The sequence below is a fragment of the Sphingobacterium athyrii genome (assembly GCF_003071065.1).
Taxonomy (GTDB): Bacteria; Bacteroidota; Bacteroidia; order Sphingobacteriales; family Sphingobacteriaceae; genus Sphingobacterium; species Sphingobacterium athyrii.
Genome location: NZ_QCXX01000002.1, coordinates 643,814 through 657,421, shown reverse-complemented (window position 1 = coordinate 657,421; position 13,608 = coordinate 643,814). Strand labels below are relative to the sequence as shown.

Here is a 13,608-nt window from a genome sequence, read left to right as displayed (position 1 = left end):
CTATTTCAGGAAGTTATAGACTAGCTGTTTTAACCAACCTTTTTTCGATAAGTTTTCATTTTCCATTTGTGTTAATAGCTCTTTGACTAATTTCTTTCTCTTAACATCTTCCTCTTTTTCATTTAAGTGATTTTTAAGTTCTTCTAAACTGTTATTAAATTGTTGATATTGATATATTGGCCCCAATCGTCCCCTTATGAATTGGTATTGAAGGCAGCTTACTCCTATCAAAAAAAGTAAGGATAGCCCCAAATACTTTATATTTTGTTCCATTGTTAGTCTGGGACAATCAACTTTACCTCCTAAATATTCTATAAGAAGCGGTCCCAAAAACACGCCTATAATTGCAGATAAAACGACAATAAATGACGACAAAACAATTATTGCAGTTTGTTTCCATAACTCTATTCGTTGATCACAATAAAAGATGATTCGATCAATGATAAAAGTGTTTACTTCATCGTTGTTCTTCTTAAGATATTCTTCTAAAAGATTCGATAAATTTTTCGGATCTTCTGATAGGATTACCGCCGACACATTTTTATTGAACTTCGATCGTATTCTAAAAGAGTGATATACGAACAATATAATTGAAAGAACCACTCCTATTAAAGAAAGCAAAACTGAACAGCATTGAGCAATGCCGAGTAGCCTTTCCCAGGGTACATAAACGGATAACATAAGACACATGGCCAATATAAAAACAATAGTGTTCATAGTCATTTGCCTTGTAAAATTTCCGTTTCCGGAGATTCCAACATAAGTGTAGTTGTTGAAATAGTAATTTTTAAATTGTTCGAATAAATTTTCGTAGCTCATTTTGTTAAAGTGTTCAGATTTTGTAGAGGTAATATTCCTACAGTTTACGAATTATTGTTTTATTCTAAAATCAAAAACATTTTTTATTTTTTCTAATAAAAATAAAAATATACACCTACGGATCCAATAGCTATTTAGAATAAAAGTGCTATTGGCAATTCATTGTACTTCGCTAATAATGGCAGAATCATGGCAATTATTTCGAATATAGTCGTATCCGAGTTTTATACAGTTTTTAAAATGATAGTTCGAATATGTGTAGATTTCGGCACCAGGGATTTTTTTAAGGAGATTTTAATCTATACAACTTCAGTGAAAGTTGGAATCAGCCATTTATGAGTTCCAGTGAATCAATAATGCAACTTTGCATTTATTACGATACAGCATAAAAATAAATGACCGAAAAAAGTACGTATCATCCCTTTTCGGTCATCTTTTTCTAATTATGATTATTTGATCATCTATACTCTGATTGCTATCTACTGTAAGATTGCCAGTCAATATTATCTTTCGCCCATTGTTTGGCAGAGGTTGTCGGAATTCCGTTCTTGCCATTGAAGGTATTCTCCAGCGGCCAGGAAACACCTTTTCCTGCTCCGAATATAGAACGGTACTTTTTAACAAAATTGGTAGGATCGTTTTTAAGATCATCTGTAATCTCTTCCATATCAGAAAGCGTACGCTCATACTTCCGGCCTGATAATGATTCTGCAATATCAGCCAGATCTTCGTAAGTGATCGTATCACCGGCGATATAGACGATCTCATTTTCGATCTGCGGTTCTGTAAAAAAAATCTCAGCGGTAAGCCGGCCAATATCATCCGGTGTGGTCAATGTAACTGCCGTATCCCATCCACCTATAGCATTGATCGATCTATTTTCCAGATCTAAAATGCCGAAGAACGGTTCAAAAAGATAACTGGTAAACATACCTGTGGAAATAATAACCCATTTTGTGGCACTTTGTGATCTCAAAAGCTCTCTCACATCAAGCTGCTCATCAAAAAGATCCTGCGCACTTCCCCGCCCTATCACTTCAAAGTCCACTCCGAACTGCCAGGGAAAATATCTTTTGACACCGGCATCAATAACTGCATTGGCCAACTTCAGCTGAAAACCTCCAGCGCCTGTTCCATAACCTGTACACGAAACAATAGCGTCGTAATTTCTGAAAATATCAATAAGATCAGAAGAGGGAGCGGACAGATCCCCTGCGAGCAATTCCACACCCAATTCCCGGATCTCTGTAACATTCTTTTTCTTATCCGGATCTTCAGAGTTGATCGTTGCTTCTCTCAGCAGTACGGTTACTGTGACGTTATTATAGTTTTTAGCCTTTTTTGATATATTTCGGATAACAGGCATACCTAACTCACCTGCACCCAAAATTAAAACTGATGTATTTTCCATATTAAAATAATTAAAATATGAATCCATTATCCTAATGAATTCTTTTTCATATGCAAAATTACCACCTTCAAATCCCAAAAACAATAAGACACCTCATTGTGAGCTACTTACATCGATGTTAGTTTTTTGAGTTTTAGTCACATTAATTTTAAATGAAGGTCAAATTTTATTTTCTAAATGCATCTTTATTATAAAGTTCCTTTTGGCAAAAGTTTTTTCATTAGAAAAATCTATCTTTATTAGCATTAAATATACTTTATGGAAAGACTGATGACGGACGAAGAAATCGTAAACGCCTGGGACGACATTTGCAAGATACTGAACAAAGAACAGGATCAGCTCAAACATGATATACTAAATCATGTCGGCAACAAATGGTCACTCTTTGTCATTCACGCGTTGGGAATAGATGGTAAAATGCGTTTTACAAACCTGGAGAACCACATTAAGGGTATCAGTCAACGGATGTTGACCAAATGCCTGCGCGAACTGGAGAGAGACGGTCTCATTTTAAGGACCGTCCATCCCGAAGTTCCGCCAAAGGTCGAATACGAATTAACAACTTTAGGCCATGGTTTATTGGTACAGGTTACTCCGCTTTGGTTATGGATTGCCCGTAATAGCAATGAGCTCAACCTGGCAAGAGAAAACTACACGAAGTAGGCTAAGCGAATCGAAATTTCTGAAACAAAGTAAACTTTAATGTATTAGCCTATGAGGATTTTATCAGTTAATGTTTTACGACAAAACGCTTTTCAGCACTTCCTTTAAGGATTATCTTCAGTGCCTCCGGCAGATTGTCAATTGAAATGACCTGTACCATTTCTGATAAAAAATCCGGTTTGAAATCATCGGCAAGAAAGCTCCATATTTCCTCTTTAAACGATAATGGCTGCTCCACGGAATCGATACCAATCAATCTGACCCCTCTCAAAATAAAGGGATAAATGCTCGTAGCCAGGTCCCCGGATGCCACATTGCCGCAGCAAGTTACTGCACCTCCGTATTTGAGAGACTTGATCATTCCCGACAGTATGTTTCCGCCAACGCAATCGATACCTCCGGCGAAATCGGTGGCTGACATTGCCCGTACATCATATTTTGAGGTAAACTCTTCCCTGGAAATCACCTCTGATGCTCCAAGTGTATTCTTTATATAATCATTGTTATTTTTTCCGGAGATTGCGACTACATCATATCCGATTTTTGAAAGGATAGCGGTAGAGATACTACCTACGCCTCCCGTAGCACCGCTCACTACGATTTTCCCCTTATCCGGAGTTAGTCCTGATTTAATCAGGTTAAATACGGAAATACCAGCAGTTAAACCCGCAGTACCGTAACACATTGCTTCAAACGACGTTAATCCCTGAGGCAATCTGATGACCCACCCGGCAGGAACACTAATATATTGTCCGAAGCCACCCCAGGTATTCATCCCAAGGTCATATCCCGTGACAATAACAGACTCTCCCTCTATGAATAAGCCTGACTTTGAAGAAACCACTTTTCCGGCTGCATCTATTCCCGGTATATGAGGAAATTTTCTCGTTACCCCCTTGTTTCCGGAAGCAGACAAAGCATCTTTATAATTCACGGATGAATATTCCACTTCTATCAATACATCATTTTCGTTGAGTTCGCCGAATGTTACCTCTTCAACAGCGGTATTGTAAACACCTTCACTTTCTCTCACCATCAAGGCTCTGAATGTTCTGCTCATAAGAATTATTTTTAGTAAATTTGATAATTAAATTATTAACAAACAATAACTTACAAAAAATACATATACTGCATAAAAGTTTAGTTTATTGATTACCAGACGATAAAGTTATGCCAGAGATAGAAAAAACTGAAACGGTCTGCCCGTCGGATGTTTTCCTGCAGGTCATCAAAGGAAAATGTAAAACGACCATTATTGTCCTGATTAAGAAAAAAAGGAACCGTTTCACTGAGATGAAAAAAACACTTCCTACGATCAGTGAACGCACAATCGCCAAACAACTGAAGGAACTGGAAAGTGATGGCATTATTACCCGCAAAGTTTTTAATGAAGTTCCTTTGAGGGTGGAATATTATTTGACAGAATACGGGGAAAGTATTTATCCCATCGTTCGGGAAATGCGTAAATGGGGATATATACATCTCCAACAACAAGATTCCCCGAATATTGAACAGTTGACTAGTGAACTTTAATAAGCTGCGGGATATTAGTAAAGATCTGAGTTAGTACCTAAGTGGCTTTGATATCCCCAATTCTCACCACTGTCATGGCAGAAATGCGAATTTAATTTAAATCAAGGTTTTAAATTATATGGTTCGGATATGTGTAGAATAATGCTTCGACCAATAATAGATAAATTCGTATCTTTGACCTTAAAGAGTTATAGATGTTCTTTAAGGTCGTTGTAGAATGGTTATAGCGTCGATTTTTGCCATTAATTTTTAGTGGCAAAATCATGGCAGTAATTAAAAATACACATCAAAATGAGGTTTTAAAGTGTTTAGAAAGAGTTGGTTCGAATCCCTCCCTACTCACTGCTTAATTGACTTCGAAGCGATTGTCGATCACTATACCTTTGTCAATCAGCTCTATTAAAGTCAAAAGCAAGATTGGCTTATGCGGTGCCAGCCCATATCTGGTACTCCCCCTATTTAAATGGGTAAAAGCATGGAGATAAGTTTGCAGATCCTCGTTCATATGGAGACAAAATAGAAGATCATTTCTATAAAATCAAGCGGTCAGGATCGGCAGAACCTGATTTCTAAAGCTGGATAACGGCGTTTCATATTTTGCACAGCCAAGTCTCTATCAGCAAACTTCCCCTCATCCCATTTCCAATGAACGGGATACAGCTTTTCCTTGGGATCAATGAGTACACGCCAGGCTTCGAATCGCGTGCCGTAAGTTTCTCTAATAATTTCGATATGTTCTTTGAATTCAGTCATCACAATTTGGTTCTATTCAAACTTAAATAAAAACGGCTAATTATGTAGATGTAATTAACAGAAGAAACATGGAAAATTCTTTCGATAAAGGATCTTGACCTATATGATTCTGATAGCTACGGTCTGAAAACCCTTAGTTAATTCAGCAGACCATATTCTTCGGAAACCCTGTATTTAATCTATTATAAGCGATTCTATTGTTGGATAATCATTACCTTTAGACCCGTATGCTACAAGTAACCTGCGCGATAATAGAACACGCCAATAAAATATTGATCTGCCAACGGTCTGCCTCGATGAAACTGCCATTGAAATGGGAATTTCCGGGAGGAAAGATCGAAAGCGGAGAATCCAAAGAAGACTGCCTACGCAGAGAGATTAAGGAGGAACTCAATATTGATATCACCATACACAAGGCGCTCACGATGGTCGAGCAACACTATGCTGACTTTTCGCTGCAGCTTTACCCTTTTGTATGCAGCCTACAAGCTGGAGAAGTAAAAGCGCTGGAGCATGCCCAGGCAATATGGGTAGCGATAGATCAATTGCTTGATTATGACTGGGCAGAAGCTGACGTACCTATTGTAAACGAGTATATCGCTTACACTACATCAATCAAATAATAGCAGCTATCTGCGTACATAAAAGTCCTAAAACAAAAAGAGCTTCCCTCTAACCGGCAGAGGGAAGCAATTTGGCTACTTGGTCGATGCTATTAGCCTTGAAACCAACGCGTGGTTTTCTATCTATAAAGATAAGCAGGTTATCTGAAACAGCTATTGTTCATTTTATCGAAAATGTTGATCAAAACATTGATTTTATAGATTGCAAGCAGACGGTATTATTAACCATTTAATTTGCCTTAAATGTTCACGTTATTTAAGATTTGCAGACGATCGGAATTCCAAATTGGAAGTCTAAAGAAAAACACCCTCTACCATGATAACCTTTAGTTGTTGCATTACTAAAAATACCACTGGTTAACTAAACCCGGAAATTTGCTATCTTCATATAACGATAAAACCCAAATTAGAGCGGACTATCGAATGGGGTATAAGGGTAGAGCCACTCCCGGTAGTATCGCTCTTTGGTCTGGAGACTTACCATTTTGGTAGAATTACCTGTTTTTGAACACTTACCCTACAATGGAAGCTTTTTAATGACAATTCTTACTTCCCCAATATATTTTTTCTGTGATTTGCCCCCCCAATTATGCAATTCCTCAATTACTTTGTCTAGGGTATAAACGTAATCTGCCGCGGTGTACTCCACTAATACAGGCAATTCATCATAACTGTATGCTTGATGAGCTTGTTCTGCTCCAGATCTTTCAGTTCTTTGGCATAGCACTTACAAAGTAGTTTATTGGAGCTGGTGTACGCATTTTTCGTTATAATCCAACAATTGGACACCTGCATATACTCCACGTTTCAATGCGGCGATTTCGCTAGAATACAGCGTCTACATGTCCTGCATGTTGTCCTTAATTAAAAATTTATTTGCCATATATATTTGATTTAAATGTGTATAGCAAAGGAATCTTTGAAATTCAAGGATTATGTCGGCGATACGCTGGAGATATGAGTTTCATTTATATTGACTTGAATTAAAATATTTCGTTCCCTTTTCTTGCGGGTAGCAGTGATAGATAATGTTCAATTGCTCTTCTAAACCGATTGGCTATATCTGGCTCACAGGAAGGATTTATTCGAAAAAAATAATAAGACGTTAAAAGAGTTTTACTCACCGGTCCTTCAGATAATTCTACATACTTTCCTTTCGTAGATAATCCTCCGAATTGTGTAATAAAACCTAAATCTAAATGGATTAAATCTACTTTAACTTGATGTAAAACATGTATGGCCTTCCCAAAATTGTCGTCTTTATCCTTTTTAATTTCTACATCAATTGTCAAAAAATTATCATCGAGTTTCACAGACGTTATTCTAACTTTGTTATTCCGTTTATCGTCTTCCAGAAAACATTCTTTCATCATCTTTTCCGTGAACCACTTTACCGTTTCTTCTTTTGTCTGAGCCTGCATTTTGTTTACCAAACCGATAAACATAAACATAAATATCATCTTTGCAATTGTTTTCATAGCTAATTTTTCAGTTAAATAGTAAAGCGAACTTACCTATTTGATAGATAAAAGTAAATACCACAAATGGGGTATTTTTAAAATATTTACCTTTCCCGATCAAGTAAACAACTTTTATAACAGCCCTAAATCTGTGGACTTTTTAATCAAACTTGCAACGCTATGACAGCCTATTTTTCGGAATAAATTTTTACGGTGTGTTCTACAGGTATTAGTTGTGATACCCAGAGCTTCGGCAATTTTTTCACTCGAAAATCCTTTGGCAATGTATCGTAGAATTTCGCACTCTCTTATAGTGAGTTTCAGAGCTGGGAAGGAATGCATTTTACTGTCGTTTATTAATATTTGATAGAATTCATTATTTCCCCGGATGCCCATAACAGTTACAATATTATTATTGACGCTGGTAATATGTTCTATATCCGTATGAATATTGAGGCTTTTGACCATTCGAAATTTACTGTCCACTACAATAGATATAGACTGGTGATGAAAAAGTCGGTACGTGCCGTTTGCGACACGCATACGAAAACAATAGCAGCATTTCAACGATTGTATATGCTGAATGCCAACACTAAGAATATATCGATGTGCCGCTTCCTCTGCCCGAATCACAAACCCCATATCATCTGAATGAACCAATTCGACTATTTCATTTAATGTTTTAGGTATATCAGCTAGACCATGTGTTTTGAGAATATTCGGATGCTGGTTTGAAATCGCCTGACCAAGTATATCAATGGTATAGTAATAATAATTGCCTGTAAATAGAAGATCTGCTAATAGATCTACTAAACTGAGCTGCTGTTCCACTCCTTTTTCGGGAGAAAATATCTCAGGGTAATTGTCCCATGAAGTCACCAGTTGGTTTTCATTATTTTCCATGATCCTAATGCTTATATTTTCCTATAGAAATAAAGGTTTGTTTACCTGAACTTTCGTTTTTGTTTATCGCTTTTTGTTGTAACTCTAGCGCTGATGCTGTTCATTTCTGCGATCTGATTCACCATGCTCCCAAGAACAGCCATTCGTTCGGGGCAGACAACAAAAGTCCGGAGTCCTTCGCTGATCCAGGCACCGGAGCAACTGACACAAATTTCGATAAAGCCAATTACCTTATTACTATCATCGTAAAAAACAAGCAGATGCCGTGGTTCATAACATCCAGCAACTACCATTTCTTCACAGAGCTGACTTTGATACAAGGTATACTGCCAATCGGAACATTGCACAGAATCCAACTGCACTCGCGCAGCGATGCTGTCTTGCGGGATATTTATAAGTCCATCTGCCATCAGTGCATTGGGATTTTTTCCAGTGTTATGGTGCCACAATAAGCGATTACTGGTGTAGAATAATAGTTCTACTCGTTCAGCTATCTTGAAAGGATCAAAGCCCTTACTGTCCCGCGTTTCAACGACGGGGCTGATCCGTTTTTTTTTTCCTTTGTAAAGTGTTACCTTTTCCTGAGCGGATAGACTCAGGAAAGATAACAGTAGATATAGTAGGATGGTGTAACGCATGAAAAATGGTAACGATAATTCCAAATTACTACCTTCAGCTATTTAATTCAACGTGTGAAACCTCATGATTAATATTTCTCATATTGTTATTTATTCAAGAGCCCCGTCAATGTATTGTAGCTTTCTATAAAATTCAAACCGATGGAAAAATACGGCTTCCCGTGGTTCACTCCATTTATAGTACTTCCAAAACCGACACTTATCATGTTGTAAAATGTAGAGGCTGATACACCGGCACCTATTGTCGTATTATCTCCATTTTGGAAAACGTGAAGCATCGGTCCAAAACTAGGAGAAAAAAAATGGCTCAAGAAACTACTGGAACGACGAGGTTTATATCGAAATGTATAGCCTATACTTGCTGCCGGAGAAAATTCTGTAAACTCTGATTTTGCAATTTTAACGAAACTAAAACCTCCCGTTGGATTTTGTTTCCACCCAAAATCATCATATATAAAGGTCATTGTAAAACCTGTCTTATTTTTAGCTTTGTTGTTTACATGAAGGATGATTTTATCCTCTTCTGCAATTTCTTCCCAAGCTAAATTGATTTCACCAGAATAAGATTCGCCCGATGCTTTATCCGTTTTTATTTGATAACCGTATTGAACTCCTGTAGTTTGTAATAAAGGTGAATCACTTGCATTTTTCATGAGCCCTTCATTATTGGTTTCTTCAACTACTTCTGTAAAACCAAATACGCTCAACGGTTTTATCGTTTTATCTTTTCGTTGAATATATGCTAAAACCTGTAGGTCACAATCTGTCCCTAATGCGTCAATATATTCCTTTTTAAAGTCGAGATGTATCTGAGACCCTTTTTTAATATAATCCATCCCTGCTCCAAGTATAAATTTATAAGTGGTATTATATCCGTTTGCTTTTGGCATTCGCTCCGTGATCGTTACAAAATTTATAGGATTATAAATGTCATCAGATATGCTTTTATTATCTAATTTTAATCGGCTATATAAGGTGTCTTTTGTAACCTGTCCTTGCGCTATTCCTACCCATCCTAGGAAAAATAGCAGTATTAAACTTTTTTTCATAATTGTTATAAGTTTCTATTACCAATACAAGAATACATACTTACTTGAAGTTAACTGACTAAGCCGTGAGTTAATCGTAGTTTGTATAAAATTTGTTTTCATTATCATATACTTTAGGGCCGATTACTGGTGGGATGCACCAGCACAGGATTGGTTATTTTTATCAAAGTTCATTTTTAGGTTGGCTCCTTCGTCACAAAGTTTTTTGTAGTATCTTTTTAACATTGTTTCAATTGGAGTGTTTTTATATTTTTCTTGTTCACTTCTTACATAATCCAATACTGTACGGCTATCACTTATATCTATCATATTAAGGTCTACCCCCATGTTGTAGTAACATCATCGATAAAATCTTCGAATCTTCTGGCAATTGCAAGCTTGGTTATCCATCTAAATTGGCTTCTGTATTGTAGTCATTGGCCAAATTATTCGTAGTTTGTTTCGATTTAAATAATGCAATGATTGTGATAAATTCTTTCATTTTTTTGATCTAAAATTCTACATTAGGTGGAAATATGTTCTATACTTCAGCTTGTTTTAGTTTGCAGGATCTATTGTCATTGAATAGAAATAGAGCCAATGATGCCATTATTATTTTTGATCGCGATATTTGTTTTGAATATCTTTGAATAGAGTTGTTGCTTTTTCACTATCATTTCCCTTAATCGGAAGTTTAACTCCTCCACCTTGGACATAATGAAAAGCTATAAAAGTTTGATCTTTTTCTTTCAAAATTTCAACTTTGCTAATATCATTTAATTTAGCTTGATAGGTAAGATACTTCTTTTTATTCCCATCATTTTTTATTCCCATTTTCCAATAAAACATACCATATTTAAAAACAACCTCTTCTGTTGTTTCATTATTCAATTTGTTTTGATAGGAATTCCCTTCTAAAATTTCCTCCAATTTATTTTCAATTGTTAAAATCTTCTCTGGCATTTTGACGCCTGCTTTTGTCGTTAAATCGATCAATTTTTTATAATACTCGTTTTTTAATGCAACATCTGTAAACTCAATACCGATTTTTTCAATAGTATAGTCACTGGACTTTTTAAATTCAAGTTGGATATAATTGCTTATCTTTTGTTTTTCTATATCTTCAATTTGATTCCACAAAATACTTATTGTTTTTTTATCACCTATACTTTTTATAATCTTTACCCCATTCACATTATATTGAAAATCAGACGACGGAATTATGAAAATGTTGTCAAAGTGAATTTTTACTTTATCATTTTGTGAATTTAACCATTCGATATTTTGTGCGTCAACTTTGCCTAATCCCAAAAAGAGTAAGGAAATTATCAGGAATTTTTTCATTTGTTTTTTATTTAAATGTTAGATATAATTGTCAGAACAGGTATAATCTATGGTTAAATGATGCTTCCTTCAATCCAAACTACTCGAAGATAAGCTGGGAACGAACTAAATAAACGTTTTTTCTAAGATACTATTAAATGTATTCTACAAATTTAACGATGTGGTTCAAGCGTATAAATACCCCAAATGGGGTATTTTTAAAATATCTATTGATATGCAGCAGTTATAAGGGAAGAGTTTGGTGTATAGATAGCGAACTGGGTACCTATCGTCTGGAAGCACGAAAATTATCGATCTGTTTGAGCAGTAATGGGATGTTCTTATCGAGATACTGCCTTTCCATAGGGCTATCAGCAGCAATTTTGAGATCAGATTTGTATAGTACCAAAGACTGCAATATAAATTGAAATGAGCGTGATAGGTGGGATAATTGACTGCGGTGAAAGACCTTGTCCAACGATTTTCCTTTGTTGATTAAGCTGTCAAGCATAACGATCTTTTGTTGTCTTTCTTGTTTCTTAGACAAGGATCTCTGAATATCGAGCAGAAAGGTCTTTGCCAGCAAGAGGCTATCTTTTGGTTGAGTCGCTTGTGCTGACGCGAAATCATCCCATCCAAATAATAATAGAAAGAGAATCACATACAGTCTTTTCATAGATCCAGGGTTATAGCTATTGCTTGCGCATTTTGTTGATCAATTTCAACAATGCTGTTCGATTTTTGGCATCATGGTAAAATTTGGGCAGCTTTTCGAGCAAAGTGAAATGACTTCTTTGTTTATGCTCCCGTAATTTGGCAGAAATATAACTTTCTAAATAATCAAGATGCGCGTAATTATAGGCCCAAACAACATCATCTTTAAAGGTATGTACCAACCACAATTCTGCACTGAAATAAATATGTGCAGCCACCTCTATATGTCCTTTAATTCCAAACACCCGTGCTTCTGTTGTTTTTTCTTTGTTATAACCACAGGATATACATTGCAACCTTGATTTTTTGTTCGCATAATCTACACTTGCCACAGCCTGCCCTCGACATGTCGGACAAACAACCAACACCTCTGTCCGAAAGTCGGTCAACCTCTTGTTCTGATCATTAAAACGTTCAGTTTTCATTAAATTAATATATCATATCGAATGCTAATTTACAGCAAAGCATTTGTTGGCTATATACCAGGGTCAACGCATTTAAATTTGATTAAAAATTTGCATTAGATACTTATCATCCCATCCCGCTTTGAGTCTCTTTGTGACCAATGAGCCCTTTGATGTATCCTTTTTGAGCAGATTGAGTCCTATTTTTCTAATATATGAGAAGTTGTCGGCGGCATTCTTTGTTCTCTTTCTTTGCCTGTCCTCATTAAATATCATATCCAGTGACCAGTGCAACTTGTTTTCCACGCCCCAGTGTAACCTGATATAACTATTGAAATGTGCCGCTTTTTCACTCAAGCTGCTGATATAATAGCGCTGTTCTGTGGTCACCTTGTTTCCTATCTCCCTTGTGGAACTTATGCGTACCACCGATTTTATTGAAGCCCATGAAATACTGTTGTCTATGAAGGTAAGGTCGGTGATCACCTCGCATTTACGGCTTTCTATGCGTCCGTGCCCTTTCTCCTGGGCGAGATCTGCGTCTGCTGGAAGCTGGTTTTCAAATCGACCCTTTATCTGATCCGATAGTTCCTGTTGGTTTCCCTTGACCGATAGGATATAATCCGCCTTGTTCTCTACGATCTTCTGTGCAATATCGACTTGGGTACCCATAGCATCTATGGTCACGATGCTCCCTTCTATGTCCAGCAGTTCCAATAAAAGGGGGATTGCGGTGATCTCGTTGCTCTTATCAGAGACTTTCAATTGTCCCAATACCAGCTCATTACTGGATGCCCATGCGCTCACCATGTGTATTGGACTCTGGGAATGAAAACTATCCCTTGAACCCCTAATGCTCTTCCCATCTATACTGATGACCTCCTTTTTGATCGACTCATTCTTCAGGCTACCTGCCCATTCTACGAACATTTTTTCAAACAACTTGGGCCGAAGACCGCTGAAGACACGATTGATCGTGTCGTGTGAGGGAATCCCATGAGGCAGTTTGAGAAAACCTTTGAGAAAACCAAGCTTGGTTTTACCGAAAGCCTCAATGGAATCCCAGGATTCAGCACCACAAAGTACACCAAGGATCGACAGAATGATGATGTCACTCAAAAGATGCTTCTTGTTCCGGCTAATCCGGTGGTCGGGAAACTGTTCAAAATAGTGATGAAGGGTACTCTTTTTCTCTAACATGATGGAACAAAGATACCTCCATCAGAACATTAACGAAACACATATTACCAACATCGAAAACCTAAAAATGTGGAAACTCTCCTGAATTTTTTATTTTTAATGCGTTAGCCCTGGGCTATATACCCCAATTGAGGTA

Annotated in this window: 17 protein-coding genes; 3 read left to right on the top strand and 14 right to left on the bottom strand. The window is 36.8% G+C overall.

All coding sequences use genetic code 11. From position 1 onward, the window contains the following. Positions 1 to 819: a hypothetical protein gene (locus DCO56_RS09355; RefSeq protein ID WP_108633470.1), complete on the bottom strand. Its 819-nt coding sequence runs from the start codon at positions 817 to 819 to the stop codon at positions 1 to 3. Between the two features lie 475 nt (positions 820 to 1,294). Further along, on the bottom strand, positions 1,295 to 2,230 hold the full coding sequence (locus tag DCO56_RS09350) for an aromatic alcohol reductase (RefSeq protein ID WP_108633730.1): 936 nt from the start codon (positions 2,228 to 2,230) through the stop codon (positions 1,295 to 1,297). Positions 2,231 to 2,488: 258 nt separating this feature from the next. Here DCO56_RS09350 and DCO56_RS09345 point away from each other — a divergent pair, with 258 nt between their 5' ends. Further along, positions 2,489 to 2,893, top strand: coding sequence for a winged helix-turn-helix transcriptional regulator (locus tag DCO56_RS09345; RefSeq protein WP_108633469.1), 405 nt, complete (start codon positions 2,489 to 2,491; stop codon positions 2,891 to 2,893). Between the two features lie 67 nt (positions 2,894 to 2,960). Here DCO56_RS09345 and DCO56_RS09340 read toward each other — a convergent pair whose 3' ends face one another. Continuing rightward, positions 2,961 to 3,953: a YhdH/YhfP family quinone oxidoreductase gene (locus tag DCO56_RS09340; RefSeq protein WP_108633468.1), complete on the bottom strand. Its 993-nt coding sequence runs from the start codon at positions 3,951 to 3,953 to the stop codon at positions 2,961 to 2,963. A 110-nt stretch (positions 3,954 to 4,063) separates the two neighbouring features. Between DCO56_RS09340 and DCO56_RS09335 the strand changes: the two genes are divergently transcribed. Continuing rightward, positions 4,064 to 4,426 carry a winged helix-turn-helix transcriptional regulator gene (locus DCO56_RS09335; RefSeq protein ID WP_108633467.1) on the top strand — a complete coding sequence of 121 codons (363 nt, stop codon included), beginning with the start codon at positions 4,064 to 4,066 and terminating at the stop codon, positions 4,424 to 4,426. A 346-nt stretch (positions 4,427 to 4,772) separates the two neighbouring features. Here DCO56_RS09335 and DCO56_RS29515 read toward each other — a convergent pair whose 3' ends face one another. After that, positions 4,773 to 4,931, bottom strand: a complete 159-nt coding sequence (locus DCO56_RS29515) for a hypothetical protein (RefSeq protein ID WP_219929348.1) — start codon at positions 4,929 to 4,931, stop codon at positions 4,773 to 4,775. A gap of 41 nt (positions 4,932 to 4,972) precedes the next feature. Continuing rightward, the gene (locus DCO56_RS09330; RefSeq protein WP_108633466.1) at positions 4,973 to 5,179 is read right to left on the bottom strand and encodes a hypothetical protein; all 207 of its coding nucleotides are present in this window, start codon (positions 5,177 to 5,179) and stop codon (positions 4,973 to 4,975) included. A 227-nt stretch (positions 5,180 to 5,406) separates the two neighbouring features. Here DCO56_RS09330 and DCO56_RS09325 point away from each other — a divergent pair, with 227 nt between their 5' ends. After that, a complete protein-coding gene (locus DCO56_RS09325) occupies positions 5,407 to 5,802 on the top strand; it encodes a (deoxy)nucleoside triphosphate pyrophosphohydrolase (protein WP_108633465.1) in 396 nt (131 codons plus the stop codon). Between the two features lie 983 nt (positions 5,803 to 6,785). On the opposite strand, the gene DCO56_RS09315 is transcribed toward DCO56_RS09325, so the two are convergent. From DCO56_RS09315 to DCO56_RS09275, 9 genes are all read right to left on the bottom strand, one after another. Further along, positions 6,786 to 7,280 carry a hypothetical protein gene (locus DCO56_RS09315; protein WP_108633463.1) on the bottom strand — a complete coding sequence of 165 codons (495 nt, stop codon included), beginning with the start codon at positions 7,278 to 7,280 and terminating at the stop codon, positions 6,786 to 6,788. Between the two features lie 114 nt (positions 7,281 to 7,394). Further along, complete coding sequence (locus DCO56_RS09310) at positions 7,395 to 8,165, bottom strand: helix-turn-helix transcriptional regulator (protein WP_108633462.1); 771 nt, start codon at positions 8,163 to 8,165, stop codon at positions 7,395 to 7,397. A 41-nt stretch (positions 8,166 to 8,206) separates the two neighbouring features. After that, complete coding sequence (locus DCO56_RS09305) at positions 8,207 to 8,803, bottom strand: hypothetical protein (protein WP_108633461.1); 597 nt, start codon at positions 8,801 to 8,803, stop codon at positions 8,207 to 8,209. 86 nt (positions 8,804 to 8,889) lie between these two features. Beyond that, a complete protein-coding gene (locus DCO56_RS09300; protein WP_108633460.1) occupies positions 8,890 to 9,852 on the bottom strand; it encodes a hypothetical protein in 963 nt (320 codons plus the stop codon). A gap of 123 nt (positions 9,853 to 9,975) precedes the next feature. Continuing rightward, positions 9,976 to 10,179, bottom strand: a complete 204-nt coding sequence (locus DCO56_RS09295; protein WP_108633459.1) for a hypothetical protein — start codon at positions 10,177 to 10,179, stop codon at positions 9,976 to 9,978. A gap of 264 nt (positions 10,180 to 10,443) precedes the next feature. Beyond that, positions 10,444 to 11,175 (bottom strand): hypothetical protein, encoded by a 732-nt coding sequence (locus tag DCO56_RS09290; RefSeq protein ID WP_108633458.1) that lies wholly within the window; start codon positions 11,173 to 11,175, stop codon positions 10,444 to 10,446. A gap of 265 nt (positions 11,176 to 11,440) precedes the next feature. Continuing rightward, positions 11,441 to 11,830 carry a hypothetical protein gene (locus tag DCO56_RS09285; protein ID WP_108633457.1) on the bottom strand — a complete coding sequence of 130 codons (390 nt, stop codon included), beginning with the start codon at positions 11,828 to 11,830 and terminating at the stop codon, positions 11,441 to 11,443. A gap of 16 nt (positions 11,831 to 11,846) precedes the next feature. Beyond that, positions 11,847 to 12,293: a hypothetical protein gene (locus DCO56_RS09280; protein ID WP_108633456.1), complete on the bottom strand. Its 447-nt coding sequence runs from the start codon at positions 12,291 to 12,293 to the stop codon at positions 11,847 to 11,849. A gap of 72 nt (positions 12,294 to 12,365) precedes the next feature. After that, positions 12,366 to 13,472, bottom strand: a complete 1,107-nt coding sequence (locus DCO56_RS09275; protein WP_108633455.1) for an ISAs1 family transposase — start codon at positions 13,470 to 13,472, stop codon at positions 12,366 to 12,368. Positions 13,473 to 13,608: the final 136 nt, after the last annotated feature.

Bases quoted from the DNA above. Each gene is read 5' to 3' on its own strand.
- DCO56_RS09350 (WP_108633730.1), bottom strand. From the start codon at position 2,230: ATGGAAAATACATCAGTTTTAATTTTGGGTGCAGGTGAGTTAGGTATG.
- DCO56_RS09310 (WP_108633462.1), bottom strand. From the start codon at position 8,165: ATGGAAAATAATGAAAACCAACTGGTGACTTCATGGGACAATTACCCT.
- DCO56_RS09335 (WP_108633467.1), top strand. From the start codon at position 4,064: ATGCCAGAGATAGAAAAAACTGAAACGGTCTGCCCGTCGGATGTTTTC.
- DCO56_RS09345 (WP_108633469.1), top strand. From the start codon at position 2,489: ATGGAAAGACTGATGACGGACGAAGAAATCGTAAACGCCTGGGACGAC.
- DCO56_RS09325 (WP_108633465.1), top strand. From the start codon at position 5,407: ATGCTACAAGTAACCTGCGCGATAATAGAACACGCCAATAAAATATTG.
- DCO56_RS09330 (WP_108633466.1), bottom strand. From the start codon at position 5,179: ATGACTGAATTCAAAGAACATATCGAAATTATTAGAGAAACTTACGGC.
- DCO56_RS09355 (WP_108633470.1), bottom strand. From the start codon at position 819: ATGAGCTACGAAAATTTATTCGAACAATTTAAAAATTACTATTTCAAC.
- DCO56_RS29515 (WP_219929348.1), bottom strand. From the start codon at position 4,931: ATGAACGAGGATCTGCAAACTTATCTCCATGCTTTTACCCATTTAAAT.
- DCO56_RS09295 (WP_108633459.1), bottom strand. From the start codon at position 10,179: ATGGGGGTAGACCTTAATATGATAGATATAAGTGATAGCCGTACAGTA.
- DCO56_RS09275 (WP_108633455.1), bottom strand. From the start codon at position 13,472: ATGTTAGAGAAAAAGAGTACCCTTCATCACTATTTTGAACAGTTTCCC.
- DCO56_RS09300 (WP_108633460.1), bottom strand. From the start codon at position 9,852: ATGAAAAAAAGTTTAATACTGCTATTTTTCCTAGGATGGGTAGGAATA.
- DCO56_RS09340 (WP_108633468.1), bottom strand. From the start codon at position 3,953: ATGAGCAGAACATTCAGAGCCTTGATGGTGAGAGAAAGTGAAGGTGTT.
- DCO56_RS09305 (WP_108633461.1), bottom strand. From the start codon at position 8,803: ATGCGTTACACCATCCTACTATATCTACTGTTATCTTTCCTGAGTCTA.
- DCO56_RS09285 (WP_108633457.1), bottom strand. From the start codon at position 11,830: ATGAAAAGACTGTATGTGATTCTCTTTCTATTATTATTTGGATGGGAT.
- DCO56_RS09290 (WP_108633458.1), bottom strand. From the start codon at position 11,175: ATGAAAAAATTCCTGATAATTTCCTTACTCTTTTTGGGATTAGGCAAA.
- DCO56_RS09280 (WP_108633456.1), bottom strand. From the start codon at position 12,293: ATGAAAACTGAACGTTTTAATGATCAGAACAAGAGGTTGACCGACTTT.
- DCO56_RS09315 (WP_108633463.1), bottom strand. From the start codon at position 7,280: ATGAAAACAATTGCAAAGATGATATTTATGTTTATGTTTATCGGTTTG.